Origin of the sequence: Pantoea sp. LS15 (assembly GCF_012241585.1) — a bacterium.
Taxonomy (GTDB): Bacteria; Pseudomonadota; Gammaproteobacteria; order Enterobacterales; family Enterobacteriaceae; genus Enterobacter.
In genome coordinates this window covers 165,255-179,554 of the sequence record NZ_JAAVXA010000001.1, presented here as the reverse complement: position 1 = coordinate 179,554, position 14,300 = coordinate 165,255, and the positions used below count along the sequence as shown (strand labels likewise).

At 54.7% G+C, this 14,300-nt stretch carries 10 protein-coding genes and 1 other RNA gene; 4 read left to right on the top strand and 7 right to left on the bottom strand.

Annotated features, from left to right (window positions below; genetic code table 11):
• Positions 1-34 precede the first annotated feature (34 nt).
• A non-coding RNA gene (locus tag HED65_RS00820) (RtT sRNA) lies at positions 35-165 on the top strand.
• Positions 166-183: 18 nt separating this feature from the next.
• Here the strand turns inward: HED65_RS00820 and HED65_RS00815 are convergent.
• Positions 184-627 carry an Lrp/AsnC family transcriptional regulator gene (locus HED65_RS00815; RefSeq protein WP_114977452.1) on the bottom strand — a complete coding sequence of 148 codons (444 nt, stop codon included), beginning with the start codon at positions 625-627 and terminating at the stop codon, positions 184-186.
• 107 nt (positions 628-734) lie between these two features.
• Here HED65_RS00815 and HED65_RS00810 point away from each other — a divergent pair, with 107 nt between their 5' ends.
• Positions 735-1,631 (top strand): DMT family transporter, encoded by an 897-nt coding sequence (locus tag HED65_RS00810; RefSeq protein WP_114977014.1) that lies wholly within the window; start codon positions 735-737, stop codon positions 1,629-1,631.
• On the opposite strand, the gene narI is transcribed toward HED65_RS00810, so the two are convergent.
• The 5 genes from narI to HED65_RS00785 all read right to left on the bottom strand — a co-directional run bounded on the left by narI (position 1,628) and on the right by HED65_RS00785 (position 10,064).
• On the bottom strand, positions 1,628-2,305 hold the full coding sequence (narI, locus tag HED65_RS00805; protein WP_114977013.1) for a respiratory nitrate reductase subunit gamma: 678 nt from the start codon (positions 2,303-2,305) through the stop codon (positions 1,628-1,630). The genes HED65_RS00810 and narI overlap by 4 nt on opposite strands.
• The gene (gene narJ, locus HED65_RS00800) at positions 2,305-3,015 is read right to left on the bottom strand and encodes a nitrate reductase molybdenum cofactor assembly chaperone (protein WP_114977012.1); all 711 of its coding nucleotides are present in this window, start codon (positions 3,013-3,015) and stop codon (positions 2,305-2,307) included. The genes narI and narJ overlap by 1 nt, the downstream gene beginning before the upstream one ends.
• Positions 3,012-4,547 carry a nitrate reductase subunit beta gene (gene narH / locus HED65_RS00795; protein WP_114977011.1) on the bottom strand — a complete coding sequence of 512 codons (1,536 nt, stop codon included), beginning with the start codon at positions 4,545-4,547 and terminating at the stop codon, positions 3,012-3,014. The genes narJ and narH overlap by 4 nt, the downstream gene beginning before the upstream one ends.
• Entirely contained in the window at positions 4,544-8,287 is a 3,744-nt protein-coding gene (locus HED65_RS00790; protein ID WP_114977010.1) for a nitrate reductase subunit alpha, read from the bottom strand. Before HED65_RS00790 ends, narH begins: the two co-directional genes overlap by 4 nt.
• Before the next feature lie 379 nt (positions 8,288-8,666).
• Entirely contained in the window at positions 8,667-10,064 is a 1,398-nt protein-coding gene (locus HED65_RS00785; RefSeq protein ID WP_114977009.1) for a NarK family nitrate/nitrite MFS transporter, read from the bottom strand.
• A 309-nt stretch (positions 10,065-10,373) separates the two neighbouring features.
• Between HED65_RS00785 and narX the strand changes: the two genes are divergently transcribed.
• Both narX and narL read left to right on the top strand, forming a co-directional pair.
• Positions 10,374-12,170 carry a nitrate/nitrite two-component system sensor histidine kinase NarX gene (gene narX, locus HED65_RS00780; protein ID WP_114977008.1) on the top strand — a complete coding sequence of 599 codons (1,797 nt, stop codon included), beginning with the start codon at positions 10,374-10,376 and terminating at the stop codon, positions 12,168-12,170.
• The gene (gene narL / locus HED65_RS00775) at positions 12,163-12,813 is read left to right on the top strand and encodes a two-component system response regulator NarL (protein WP_028018756.1); all 651 of its coding nucleotides are present in this window, start codon (positions 12,163-12,165) and stop codon (positions 12,811-12,813) included. Before narX ends, narL begins: the two co-directional genes overlap by 8 nt.
• Positions 12,814-12,816: 3 nt before the next feature.
• Here the strand turns inward: narL and HED65_RS00770 are convergent, their stop codons facing one another.
• Entirely contained in the window at positions 12,817-14,223 is a 1,407-nt protein-coding gene (locus HED65_RS00770; protein WP_114977007.1) for a YchO/YchP family invasin, read from the bottom strand.
• Between the last annotated feature and the right edge of the window lie 77 nt (positions 14,224-14,300).

Sequence of the window (14,300 nt, the reverse complement as noted above, 5' to 3'; positions counted from 1 at the left end):
TGACTCCAAATCTTCTGTTCACACCCTGTATCATGTATTTCCGTAACGGGGAAGGATGAGAAGCTTCGACTAAGGTTCGATTCGAGCGCAGCGAGAAAGCGTTGCCGCAGGCAACGACCCGAAGGGCGAGGCGCAACGCGCCGAGTAATCCTTCCCCCACCACCATCACATTAAAAACAACAATTACATCGGTGGTAGACGTCTCTTTACCGGGGAGTTTTTCACGATCGATGTATTACACTGAGCATGTTCTGCCAAACCATCCAGCAATCCATCAAGCTGCTCAATTGAACGCACCACCAGCCTGATAACAAAACAGTCTTCGCCAGTCACTTTATCGCTCTCTATGCACTCCGGCATCGCCTGAATGTATTTATCTACCTTATGTAACAACCCAGGCAAAGGTCGCACACGCACCAGCGCCTGCAGCGTATAACCTAATGCCGCCAGATTCACCCGTGCGCCATACCCCTGAATCACACCACGCTCTTCCAGCCTTTTCAGCCGCTCTGCCGTGCTGGGTGAGGTCAGACCGATGCGGCCGCTAAGCACCTTCAGCGACATGCGCGCATCGTCGACCAGACAGGCCAAAATTTGCCGGTCGATATCATCGAGAAGGTATTCCATCATTTTCACCTAATTTTAAAAAGTCATTAACGTATTCAACCTTATATCACCTCTGTAAAACCCGACAGCAATTTTCGACAATAGCGTCATTAATCAGGAGGTGAATGATGCGTGATTTACATAAAGGCGTCTGGCAAATGAGCCTGGCGATGTTAATTTCCGGCTCAATTGGCGCGTTTGTTTTACTTTCCGGTCTGCCAGTAACGGAAGTCGTGTTCTGGCGCTGCCTTATCGGGGCCATCGCACTGTTTATTTTTATCCGGATGAGTCAAAAACCGTTCAGTCCCCTAACCCGGACAACACTGTTACTGGCCATTCTCGGTGGTGTGGCACTCGTGGTGAACTGGCTCCTGCTCTTCGCTGCCTATGAACGAATCTCAATTGGTCTTTCTACTGTGGTGTATAACACCCAACCGTTTATGCTGGTTTTGATGGGGATGTTTTTAGGTGAACGCGTCAGCCTGGTGAAATGGGGCTGGTTATTCATCGCCTTTGGCGGCGTGGTGATTTTGCTCTCCAGTGAGCTTACCGGAGCGCATGGTGCCAACTGGCTGGCGGGTATCGGTCTGGCAATGGCGGCAGCGTTCTTCTACGCAGTGACTGCCATTATAGCCCGCAAGCTGCGATCCATTGCACCTCAGCATATTGCCTTTATTCAGGTGCTGACCGGCGTGGTAATGCTTCTACCGTTTGCCCACATGCCCTCATTATCAGGGGATTTTCCGTGGCCAATTTTGCTGACGCTGGGCATCGTCCATACCGGCATTATGTATCAGTTGCTGTATAGCGCTATCCAGAAGCTGCCTACGCCCATTACCGGTTCGCTGTCGTTTATCTATCCGGTGGTGGCGATTATTGTCGATAATCTGGTATTCGGGCACTCGCTAAACCTGACGCAGGTGGCGGGCGGAACACTGATCCTGTTTGCTGCAGCGGGCAACAATCTGGGCTGGGGCGAAAAAAAACCCCGCGAGTGCGGGGTTGGGATCAAAACTGCGAATTAGCGACGGGCACGCACAATCTGGTATTTGCGCGTCAGATACTCTACCGGCGCGCTCCAGATATGTACCAGTCGGGAGAACGGGAACAGCACAAACAGCGTCATCCCCAGCACCAGGTGCAGGCGGAAGATAAACGCCACGCCATCCAGATGCGCTGACGCACCACCTTGGAAAGTCACCACAGATTGTGCCCAGCCGACCAGTTTCATCATTTCGCTGCCGTCCATATGCTGTGCAGAGAACGGAATGGTCAGCAGACCCAGCGCACACTGTACCATCAACAGGGAAAGGATGAGGATATCAGCTCCGGTGGTCGTTGCACGCACACGCGGGCTGAACAGACGGCGTTTCAACAGCAGTAAACCACCCACCAGCGTCATCACGCCGCAAGCGCCCCCTGCGATCATTGCCATCTTCTGCTTCACCTCAATGGGCAGCCACGCCTCATACATCCAGTGCGGCGTCAGCATCCCGAGGAAGTGACCGGCAAAAATCCCCAGAATACCAATGTGGAACAGGTTAGACCCCACATGCATTCCTTTACGATCCAGCATCTGGCTGGAGGCAGCACGCCAGGTGTACTGACCGTAGTCATAACGCAACCAGCTTCCCACCAGGAACACGGTGCCCGCGATATACGGGTAGATGTCAAAGAAGAACATATTCAGGAAGTGCATTATTGCCGTCCTCCGTTAGAGATATTCAAATATTGCGGGGCCACAGCGCCGGCAAAACGACGCTGGTGAGCCGAGATTTCAGACTCGCCGCAGCTCTGGTCAGCAAAGAATTTCACCTGTTCTTCTTCCCAGACGGCATCCAGCGCCTGCGGTGTATCATCGCGGGCTTCATCGGCGATTTTCTCCGCCACTTTTTCACTGTCGACAGACGCGTTAGCCAGTTTCACCAGTAACTCGAACAGTACCGCATAGCGGCTCTCACGCTGCTGAAGACGCGCACTGAGTAACGCCAGGATCGGCGCAATGTCCTGGAGACCACCGAGAGCCTCTTCTTTCGGCAACTGCGCCAGATACTCCAGATACAGCGGCAGATGGTCAGGCAACTCACGGCTGTCGAGTTGCAGACCGTGCTGCTCATACTGTGCCATCAGGTCAACCATCGCCTGACCCCGGTCACGGGATTCACCGTGAACATGTTCAAACAGCAGTAACGAGGTTGCGCGTCCACGGTCAAACAATTGGCTGTAATCCGCCTGCGCATCCAGGAGATCACGCGTTAACAGGTCCCGGAGGAAAATGCCCAATGTCTGGGCATCCTCTTTATCCAGGTTTTCAGATGATGCGAGTGCATCGAAAAGTTCCTGTTGATGCTGCACAAGCGCAGCATCCGGGTACTCAAGCAAACGAGAAACGATAACGAGTTCAATCATGGGTGCGGCTCCGTTTTACTGGTCACATCCATGGCGTCGATGCGGCGGCTGTTGAACAGGTTGAATTTGCTGTCTGACCCGTGGCAACCGTCGCCAAAGGTAAAGCCACAGCCGTTTTTCTCGGGGAAGGCTTCGCTAGCCAGTTCACGGTGGCTGCTCGGTACGACGAAACGGTCTTCGTAGTTGGCAATAGCCAGATAGCGATACATCTCCTGCGCCTGCGCTTCACTCAGACCGACCTCTTCCAGCGCACGGGTATCAATGACACCGTCTACCGTTTCCGCACGTTTGAAGTGGCGCATTGCCAGCATCCGCTTGAGTGCCAGCAGTACTGGCTGCGTATCACCGGCAGTCAGCAGGTTCGCCAGGTACTGAACCGGAATACGCAGGCTTTCCACGTCCGGCAGAATGCCGTTGCTGCCAAGCTCACCGGCATCAGCAGCAGACTGAATCGGTGACAGAGGCGGCACATACCAGACCATCGGCAGCGTGCGGTATTCCGGGTGCAGTGGCAGAGCCAGTTTCCAGTCCATTGCCATTTTGTACACCGGAGACTGCTGCGCGGCGTCAATCACGCTCTGTGGTACGCCATCTTTCAGCGCCTGCTCAATCACTTTTGGATCGTTAGGATCGAGGAACACGTCCAGCTGACGCTGATACAGATCTTTCTCGTGCTCGGTGCTGGCGGCATTTTCAATCGCGTCCGCGTCATACAGCAGCACGCCGAGATAACGAATACGGCCTACACAGCTTTCAGAGCAAACGGTCGGCATCCCCGCTTCAATACGCGGATAGCAGAAGATGCACTTCTCGGATTTCCCGCTCTTCCAGTTGAAGTAGATTTTTTTGTAAGGGCAGCCGGTAATACACATACGCCAGCCACGGCATTTGTCCTGGTCGATCAGCACGATGCCGTCTTCTTCACGCTTGTAGATAGCACCGCTCGGGCACGTCGCCACGCACGCCGGATTGAGGCAGTGCTCGCACAGGCGCGGCAGATACATCATGAAGGTATTTTCGAACTGGCCGTACATCGCCTTCTGCATGTTCTCGAAGTTCTGATCTTTGGCGCGTTTTTCGAACTCACCACCCAGAATCTCTTCCCAGTTTGGGCCGCTGGTAATTTTGTCCATGCGTTGACCGGTGATCAGCGAGCGTGGACGGGCGATCGGCTGGTGCTTGCTTTCCGGCGCGTTGTGCAGGTTCTGGTAGTCGTAATCAAACGGCTCGTAGTAATCGTCGATGCCCGGCAGATGCGGGTTAGCGAAGATTTTGCCCAGCAGCATCGCACGGTTACCCATGCGCGGCTGCAGTTTACCGTTGATCTTGCGGATCCAGCCACCCTTCCATTTTTCCTGATTTTCCCAGTCGGTCGGGAACCCGGTGCCTGGCTTGCTTTCCACGTTGTTGAACCACGCGTATTCCATACCCTCGCGACTGGTCCATACGTTTTTACAGGTGACTGAGCAGGTATGACAGCCGATGCATTTATCCAGATTCAGCACCATGCCGACTTGTGAACGAATTTTCATTTTACGCTCTCCTGTACCTGGTCATTACCTTCGCCGTCTAACCAGTTAATATTCTTCATCTTACGTACCACCACGAACTCATCGCGGTTAGACCCTACGGTACCGTAGTAGTTAAAGCCGTAGGCCAGCTGCGCATAGCCACCAATCATGTGGGTCGGCTTCGGTGTAATACGGGTCACGGAGTTGTGGATACCGCCGCGCTGCTCGGTGATTTCAGAACCCGGCAGGTTAACGATACGTTCCTGGGCGTGGTACATCATGGTCATCCCGGCCGGTACACGCTGGCTCACCACCGCACGCGCCGTCAGCGCACCGTTGCTGTTGAACACTTCGATCCAGTCGTTATCTTCAATACCCAGATCTTTGGCATCCGTTTCACTCATCCAGACAATCGGGCCACCACGTGACAACGTCAGCATCAGCAGGTTGTCGCTGTAGGTAGAGTGGATCCCCCACTTCTGATGCGGCGTGAGGAAGTTCAGCGCCTTCTCAGGGTTACCGTTGGATTTCGCCCCCATTACCGCCTTCACCGAACGGGTGTCGATTGGCGGACGGTAAACCAGCAGACTTTCACCGAAATCACGCATCCACTGATGATCCTGATACAGAGACTGACGCCCGGAGAGGGTACGCCATGGGATCAGCTCGTGAACGTTGGTATAACCGGCGTTGTAGGAGACGTGCTCATCTTCCAGACCAGACCAGGTCGGGCTGGAGATAATTTTGCGCGGCTGCGCCTGAATATCGCGGAAGCGAATTTTCTCTTCCTCTTTATTCGTCGCCAGATGCGTGTGGTCACGGCCGGTAAATTCGCTCAGTGCCGCCCACGCTTTCACCGCCACGTGGCCGTTGGTTTCCGGCGCCAGGGTCAGGATCATCTCTGCTGCATCAATCGCCGTATTCAGCATTGGCTGACCTTTGGCCGGGCCGTCCGCTTTGGTGTAATTGAGCTTACGCAGCAGATCCATTTCACTCTGGGTATTCCAGGCGATCCCTTTCCCGCCGTTACCGATTTTCTCCATCAGCGGGCCGATAGAGGTAAAGCGCTCCCAGGTTGCCGGGTAGTCGCGTTCAACCGCAATAATGTGCGGTGCGGTTACACCCGGGATCAGGTCACATTCGCCTTTTTTCCAGTCCTTCACGTCCAGCGGTTGCGCCAGTTCGGCGGCGGAGTCGTGCTGAATTGGCAGCGTCACCACATCGGTTTCTTTACCCAGATGCCCTACGCAGACTTCGGAGAATTTTTTCGCGATGTCTTTGTAGATATCCCAGTCGCTTTTCGATTCCCACGCCGGGTCAACGGCCGCAGACAGCGGATGAATAAACGGATGCATATCCGAGGTATTCATGTCGTCTTTTTCGTACCAGGTCGCGGTTGGCAACACAATGTCGGAGTACAGGCAGGTGCTGGACAGACGGAAGTCCAGGGTCACTACCAGATCCAGCTTGCCGTCGAGGCCGTTGTCTTTCCACTCCACCTCTTCCGGCTTCACGCCGCCCTGCTTGCCGAGATCTTTCCCCTGAATACCGTTCTCGGTGCCCAGCAGATATTTCAGCATGTACTCGTGCCCTTTACCGGACGAGCCCAGCAGGTTGGAGCGCCAGATGAACAGGTTGCGCGGATGGTTTTTTCCGTTCTCTGGCTGTTCTGCCGCGAAACGAATGGAACCGTCTTTGAGAGACTTAACGGTGTAATCCACCGGCGACATGCCCGCTTTCTTCGCCTCTTCTGCAATGCGCAGTGGGTTGGTGCCCAGTTGAGGTGCCGATGGCAGCCAGCCCATGCGCTCGGCACGTACGTTGAAATCGATCAGGTGGCCGCTGTAACGGGATTTATCCGCCATTGGCGAGAGCAGTTCTTGCGCGGTTACGGTCTCGTAACGCCACTGGCTGGAGTGGTTATAGAAGTAAGACGTGCTGTTCATGTGACGTGCCGGACGCTGCCAGTCAAGGGCAAACGCCAGCGGCTGCCAGCCGGTCTGTGGACGCAGTTTTTCCTGGCCCACGTAGTGCGCCCAGCCGCCGCCGCTCTGACCGACACAGCCACAGAAGATCAGCATATTGATCAGACCACGATAGTTCATATCGAGGTGATACCAGTGGTTCAAACCGGCACCGACGATGATCATCGAACGACCGTGCGTCTTGTCGGCGTTTTCTGCGAATTCACGTGCGATACGGGTGATTTGTGCCCGAGGAACGCCAGTGATCTGCTCCGCCCACGCTGGGGTGTAAGCTTTCACCTCATCGTAGTGAGTTGCGCAGTTTTCGTCGCCCAGACCACGTTCCAGACCATAGTTCGCCATGGTCAGGTCATAAACAGTGGTGACCAGCGCCGTGGAACCGTCAGCCAACTGCAGGCGTTTTACCGGCAGCTTATGCATCAGAACGTTCTGCAGCTCGACCTTGTTAAAGTGTTCGGAACCTTCACCACCGAAATACGGGAAGCCCACATCGGCGATCTCGTCCTGGCTGCCCAGCATGCTCAGACGCAGTTCCGTCTCTTCGCCGGTCGTGCCGTTGCGTTGTTCAAGATTCCACTTACCCTTCTCACCCCAGCGGAAACCGATAGAGCCGTTTGGTGCCACCAGATCGCCGTTGTTGTTGTAAGCAACGGTTTTCCACTCAGGGTTATTTTCCTGGCCCAGCGCGTCCACCAGATCGGCAGCACGCAGCGTACGACCTGCGGCGTAGTAGCCATCACGCTCTTCCAGCATCACCAGCATCGGCATGTCGGTGTAACGACGCACGTAGTCGGTGAAGTACTGGCTAGGCTTATCAAGGTGGAATTCACGTAACATGACGTGGCCCATCGCCATCGCCATCGCAGCATCGGTACCCTGTTTCGGTGCCAGCCACAGATCGCACAGTTTGGCGATTTCTGCGTAGTCGGGGGTCACCGCCACGGTTTTGGTGCCTTTGTAACGGACTTCGGTAAAGAAGTGCGCATCTGGCGTACGGGTCTGCGGCACGTTAGAGCCCCAGGCAATGAGGTAGCTGGAGTTGTACCAGTCAGCAGATTCCGGCACGTCGGTTTGCTCACCCCAGGTCTGTGGAGATGCCGGCGGCAGGTCACAGTACCAGTCGTAGAAGCTCAGGCAGGTACCGCCAATCAGAGAGAGGTAACGAGCCCCTGACGCATAAGAAACCATCGACATCGCCGGGATTGGCGAGAAGCCCGCCACGCGGTCCGGACCGTAAGTTTTAACGGTGTAAACGTTAGAGGCAGCAATCAGCTCGTTCACCTCTTTCCAGGAAGAGCGCACAAAGCCACCGCGACCACGAGCCTGCTTAAAACTTTTCGCTTTGTCAGCGTCTTCGATAATAGATGCCCAGGCATCAACCGGATCGCTGTGCTGAACTTTCGCTTCACGCCACATTTTCATCAGGCGTTTACGCATCAGAGGGTATTTCAGGCGGTTAGCACTGTAGAGATACCAGGAGTAGCTCGCCCCACGCGGGCAGCCACGCGGCTCATGGTTTGGCATATCCGGGCGAGTGCGCGGATAGTCGGTCTGCTGCATTTCCCAGGTCACCAGACCGTTTTTAACGAAAATCTTCCAGCTGCATGAGCCGGTGCAGTTCACGCCATGGGTCGAACGGACGACTTTGTCATGCTGCCAGCGCTGGCGGTAACCGTCTTCCCAGTCCCGGTTAGTCTCCAGAACCTGGCCGTGCCCATCGGCAAAAGTTTCGCCCTTCTGCTTGAAGTAGCGAAACCGGTCCAAAAATTTGCTCATCGGGTATCTCCTGTGTGGAGCCTGTGGCTCTCTAAATCGACATTGCTGATTTGCAGCGAAGGTAACGCCCTGAAAGAGGGGGAGAATTGATAACGATCAAGACGACGAGGGACTTTCAGGCGAGGTATTAGAGCAAATACCACCAAAGCGGTAGCTTTTTATTATTAATATTATATTGATTTATATGAATATTTTTATTTTGCCGTACAAAAAGACGGAGAGGATTTAACATCCCAGGTATTAAGGGGTAGAACCCCCTGCAAAGCGATGGCGATCACAGTGTTACCCGCAGATTTCCTCTGCAAATCGTCAGTATGTTGTAACTATTCGCGAGCCAAAAAAAACGCGACCCGAAGGCCGCGTAAACGGATAATCAAACTTACTTATTTTTCTTAGTATTACGGCCATATACCAGCCACGTGATCACAACGCAGGCGATATAGAAGACGAGGAAGACTTTCATTGCCCCCGCCGGAGAGCCGGTCAGGTCAAGAGAGATACCGAACGCTTTCGGAATAAAGAAGCCACCAATTGCGCCAATGGCAGAGATGAAGCCCAGCGCTGCCGCCGTGTCCGTTGCCGCTTCACGCATCGCCTGTTCTTCGGTTCCGCCCTGCGCTTTTACACGATCCATAGTCAGTTTACGGAAGATCACGGAAATCATCTGGAAAGTAGAAGCACTTCCCAGCCCGGCAGTCAGGAACAGCACCATAAACACACCGAAGAAGGCGGTGAAGTTCCCTCCCTGTCCGTCAGTTGGCAGCGTCAGGAACAGCAGCGCACAGAAGACAGCCATCACCACAAAGTTCACCAGCGTTACGCGTGTCCCGCCCAGACGGTCAGACACCATGCCACCCAGCGAACGCGCCAGTGCACCAATAAATGGCCCAAAGAAGGCAAATTGCAGGATCTGAATGTCCGGGAACTGCGTTTTCGACAACATAGCGAAGCCTGCAGAGAAACCGATAAACGAACCGAACGTTGCCAGATACAGCAGCGCCATTACCCACAGATGCCCGCGTTTCAGCACCGGCAATTGCTCGCTCAGAGACGCTTTTGACGCTGACAGATCGTTCATAAAGAACCAGGCCGCCAGGGTGAAGAGCACCAGGAACGGAACCCAGATCCAGGAGGCGTTTTGCAGATACAGGGAAGAGCCATCCGCTTGCTCAACGCCAGCGCCGCCAAACGCTGCGAAAATGGAGACAGAGATCGCCAGCGGTGCGATCAACTGCATCACACTGACGCCCATGTTGCCCAGGCCACCGTTAATGCCCAGCGCACCGCCCTGTTTCGCTTTCGGGAAGAAGAAGCTGATGTTCGCCATACTGGAGGCAAAGTTCGCCCCCGCAAAGCCACACAGCAGGGAGATAATCACGAACACGCTAAACGGGGTTGACGTATCCTGCACCGCGAAACCGAGCCAGACACATGGCACGATCATGATACCGGTACTGAATGCCGTCCAGCGACGACCGCCAAACACCGGAACCATAAATGCGTAAGGCACACGCAGCAATGCGCCGGACAAGGACGGCAGCGCGGTCAACATAAACAGCTGATCGGTTGTAAAGGTAAAACCGACTTTTGGCAGGTTCACCGCCACAGCACTAAACAACATCCATACGCAAAACGCTAACAACAAACACGGAACGGAAATCCACAGATTCCGGCTTGCTACACGATGACCGCGCTGTTGCCAGAACGCCGGATCCTCTGGACGCCAGTCTGTAATAACGGCACCATTTTCCCTTTCGGGAGCGGATGAGTGACTCATAGACACCTCTGATTCTCGAATGATGCTGCAAACATTAGGGTTTTAGAGCGGCGGTAAGTTGATATAAATCAAAGGAAAAGTGGGAGGATTTGCGGCGAAAAAAAAGCTCTCATCCTTAATGAGTAGGTTATTACGGTAAAAAAGATGTGGTTTTTCACGGTACTGACGTTTCCTTGCTACCCCCACCCCCTTTCCGTTACTCCGTTGGCAATTTGGGAGTAATCCTTTATTGGTATGGGTATACTCCAGGGTATGCACCAGAATAGCGCCATTCCTGCAAGCAGGCCACGTCAGGAGCACGGCAACTCTATGTTAAAAAGATGTTTATCTCCGCTGACACTCGTGAATCAGGTCGCGCTGATCGTTTTGCTGTCCACCGCCCTCGGTGTGACGGGCATGGCGATCTCCGGCTGGCTGGTACAGGGAGTACAGGGTAACGCGCATGCCATCAATGAGGCAGGCTCGCTACGTATGCAGAGTTACCGTCTGCTGGCATCGGTTCCCCTGACGCAGGGCGATCAGCCCCTCATCGATGAAATGGAACGCACGGCGTTCAGCCCGGAACTGGAAAACGCCGCCATTCGCGCCGGTCAGCAATCTCAGCTTAAAGCACTCCAGGGCTACTGGCATACCCAACTGCAGCCGGGACTGAAACAGGCGCGCGGTCCAGAGTCTGTTGCGCAGGACGTTGCGGGTTTCGTATCACGCATTGATGTCCTGGTCTCCTCTTTTGACCAAACCACCGAATTGCGTATTGACCGGGTAGTGATGATGCACCGTGCAATGGCGCTGTGTATGGGGTTATTACTCATCTTCACGATTGTCTGGCTCCGTGCACGGTTGCTGAATCCCTGGAAACAGTTGCTGGCGATGGCCCGCGCGGTCACCGCAAGAGATTTTACTCAACGTACCCATATCAGCGGGCGCAATGAAATGGCGATGCTCGGCCAGGCCCTGAATACCATGTCGGCAGAACTCTCCGAAAGCTACGCGGTACTGGAGCAGCGCGTTCAGGAAAAAACGGCCGGGCTGGAGCAGAAAAACGAGATGCTCTCCTTCCTGTGGCAAGCCAACCGTCGTCTGCATATGCAAGTGCCGCTCTGCGAGCGTCTCTCGCCGGTACTGAATGGCCTGCAAAATCTGACCCTGCTTCACGACCTGGAGCTGCGGGTCTACGATGTGGAAGACGAAGAAAACCATCAGGAGTTTACCTGCCAGTCCGATATGTCCTGTGATGACAAAGGTTGCCATCTTTGTCCTCGCGGCTTGCCGCCGTTGACGTCGAGTGGCACCACGCTGAAGTGGCGGTTGACGGACAACCACACCCAGTACGGCATTCTGCTGGCAACCCTGCCGGCCGGTCGTCACCTTAGCCACGACCAGCAGCAACTGGTTGATACGCTGGTTGAACAGTTGACGGCCACACTGGCACTCGACCGTCATCAGGAAAAACAGCAGCAGTTGATCGTCATGGAAGAGCGCGCAACCATCGCCCGCGAGCTTCACGACTCCATCGCCCAGTCGCTCTCCTGTATGAAAATGCAGGTGAGCTGCCTGCAAATGCAGGATACGGAGATGCCGGAAAGTAATAAACAACTGCTGAGCCAGATCCGCAACGAGCTGAATACCTCCTGGGTGCAACTTCGTGAACTGCTGACCACTTTCCGTCTGCAGCTCACTGAACCAGGCCTGCGCCCTGCCCTGGAATCCAGCTGTCACGAATTTAGCGCCCGATTGGGGTTCCCGGTGAAACTGGATTACCAGTTACCGCCACGGTTTGTCCCGTCGCATCAGGCCATTCATTTACTGCAGATCGCCCGTGAGGCGTTGAGTAACGTGCTCAAACATGCCGGCGCGACGGCGGTAACCGTCACCGTCAGCCAGCACGATAATCAGGTCAGGCTCACGGTTCATGACAACGGCCGCGGCGTGCCGGAAAATGCCGAACGAACTAACCACTATGGTTTAATCATCATGCGAGACCGCGCCCAAAGCCTGCGCGGTGATTGCCAGGTTCGCCGGAGAGAGACTGGTGGCACGGAAGTTGTTGTCACCTTTATTCCCGAGAAACCGCTCACAACTGCTCAAGGAGAAACCCATGACTAATCAGGAACCGGCATCAATTCTGTTGATCGACGACCATCCGATGCTGCGTACTGGCGTGAAACAGCTGGTCAGCATGGCACCCGATATCACCGTCGTAGGCGAAGCCAGCAACGGTGAACAAGGCATTGAGCTTGCCGAAGCGCTTGATCCTGATCTGATCCTGCTTGATCTCAATATGCCCGGCATGAACGGTCTGGAAACCCTCGACAAGCTGCGGGAAAAATCTCTTTCCGGTCGCGTAGTGGTCTTTAGCGTGTCGAACCATGAAGAAGATGTGGTCACGGCACTGAAGCGTGGCGCGGACGGCTATCTGCTGAAAGATATGGAGCCGGAAGATCTGCTTAAAGCGCTGCAACAGGCTGCCGCAGGAGAGATGGTGCTGAGCGAAGCATTAACGCCGGTACTGGCCGCCAGCCTGCGTGCGAACCGTGCCACCTCTGACCGCGACGTCAGTCAGTTAACGCCACGCGAGCGTGACATTCTCAAGCTGATTGCTCAGGGTCTGCCAAACAAGATGATTGCCCGCCGCCTGGATATCACCGAAAGCACAGTCAAAGTACACGTGAAACACATGCTGAAGAAAATGAAGTTAAAATCCAGGGTTGAAGCCGCAGTGTGGGTACATCAGGAACGGATTTTTTAAGCATTACTCATCCGGCAGCAGCCTCCAGCGCGGGTCGTCGTTAGGTAATGCGACCAGCGGTTGCACCACGATAAGCGTGATCTCATTGGAAGAGACGCGCTGACCTTTCTCATCTTCTACCACTGCCGACAAGTGCCAGCGGTTAGTTGCCCCCTGAAGGTCATCCCAGGCCGGCATAATCACACTCCAGCCGTCGCTGCCGTTGCTATTCGTCGGTGAAGTCAGGCTCAGTGCCTGGGTATCGCCCTGCCAGCGGATCTGACGAATACCATGCGTGCTGCGAACTTGCAGCTTCAGCATCACGGTCTCGCCCCCTTTCAGATCCCACGGTGGCGTCGCCAGATACACGGATAACGTTTTGCGTTGGCGGAACTCCATAACCGGCAGGTTGTCCCGCTCCGGCGAGTCATAGCGGCTCCCGCGCAGGGAGCGCGTGGCGGCGACTTCACCGGCAGAGATCTGTTTTACAAGCGGTACGCCGAAGCGATAGTTAAGTTTCAGCCCGAGATTATTTTGACTGACGCCACTCTCTCCCTGCTTATGTGCCGCCGTCAAGGTAAGCAGCGGAACAGGGGTATAGTTGAGCCCCAGATTTACCGCGACAGGGTTGTGATAGCCGGTTCCGGTGTTGAACAGGTCGACATTATCGCCAAAATATTGCTCGAAGCTAACGCTGGTATTCAGATGATGGAACCACGGCAACCAGGCTTTGGCGGTGACATCGTACCCGCGCGCCATGCGTTGCTCCTGAATGTCAGAGCTGCCACGCCAGCTGGCAAACGGTTGATAGTAGTTAGCTGACAGACGCAGATTTTCACCCCACGCTTCCGCGCCCAGCCCGGCACGCTGCAGGTTTTCATCCAGCAGGTTATCGTAAAACGTGTTGTAGCCCAGCAACCACTTGCCGGCGACCCAGCGCTGACCTACCCCGGCGTTACTGACCAGGCCATCAGTCTGCTGCGTCACGCCAAACTGACTCCAGCTCAGGTAACGGTTGTTATCATTCCAGGGGATAAACCAGCTCCCGCTGCTACCGTTAAATTTACCGTCGTCATCCACCAGTAAATTGACGCTGGCGTTGCCCCAGGGCGAGAGCCAGGACTCAATCTGCTGGTTCACTTCCCCACTCACCGCATCACGTACCTGACCAAACGCGAACTGGCGCGCCTGCTCGCCCGTGGTCAGACCGTTATCGGTCATACTGGCTTCACCAAAGGCTTTTGCCATTTCGGCCAGGTGTTTTTCTCCCTCGCCAGTTGGGGGGGCCATTCCGAGATCGGGCAAACTATCCCCGTTGTTATCAAAGGGATTTTCTGCCTGATGCATAAAGGAATTCGGGGCACCGTGAACGGCTCCCACCGTAAGAAGAGGGAGTAATAACAGAAAGCGAATGCAGGACGATACAGCCATCAACGTCGTAAATAAGAACCTGTGTTTATAAGGTAACGCTTTTAATATTAACGCGATAAGTTGTGAAATGCAGTCTT

Bases quoted from the DNA above. Each gene is read 5' to 3' on its own strand.
- HED65_RS00785 (WP_114977009.1), bottom strand. From the start codon at position 10,064: ATGAGTCACTCATCCGCTCCCGAAAGGGAAAATGGTGCCGTTATTACA.
- narL (WP_028018756.1), top strand. From the start codon at position 12,163: ATGACTAATCAGGAACCGGCATCAATTCTGTTGATCGACGACCATCCG.
- narH (WP_114977011.1), bottom strand. From the start codon at position 4,547: ATGAAAATTCGTTCACAAGTCGGCATGGTGCTGAATCTGGATAAATGC.
- HED65_RS00810 (WP_114977014.1), top strand. From the start codon at position 735: ATGCGTGATTTACATAAAGGCGTCTGGCAAATGAGCCTGGCGATGTTA.
- narJ (WP_114977012.1), bottom strand. From the start codon at position 3,015: ATGATTGAACTCGTTATCGTTTCTCGTTTGCTTGAGTACCCGGATGCT.
- HED65_RS00790 (WP_114977010.1), bottom strand. From the start codon at position 8,287: ATGAGCAAATTTTTGGACCGGTTTCGCTACTTCAAGCAGAAGGGCGAA.
- narI (WP_114977013.1), bottom strand. From the start codon at position 2,305: ATGCACTTCCTGAATATGTTCTTCTTTGACATCTACCCGTATATCGCG.
- HED65_RS00770 (WP_114977007.1), bottom strand. From the start codon at position 14,223: ATGGCTGTATCGTCCTGCATTCGCTTTCTGTTATTACTCCCTCTTCTT.
- HED65_RS00815 (WP_114977452.1), bottom strand. From the start codon at position 627: ATGGAATACCTTCTCGATGATATCGACCGGCAAATTTTGGCCTGTCTG.
- narX (WP_114977008.1), top strand. From the start codon at position 10,374: ATGTTAAAAAGATGTTTATCTCCGCTGACACTCGTGAATCAGGTCGCG.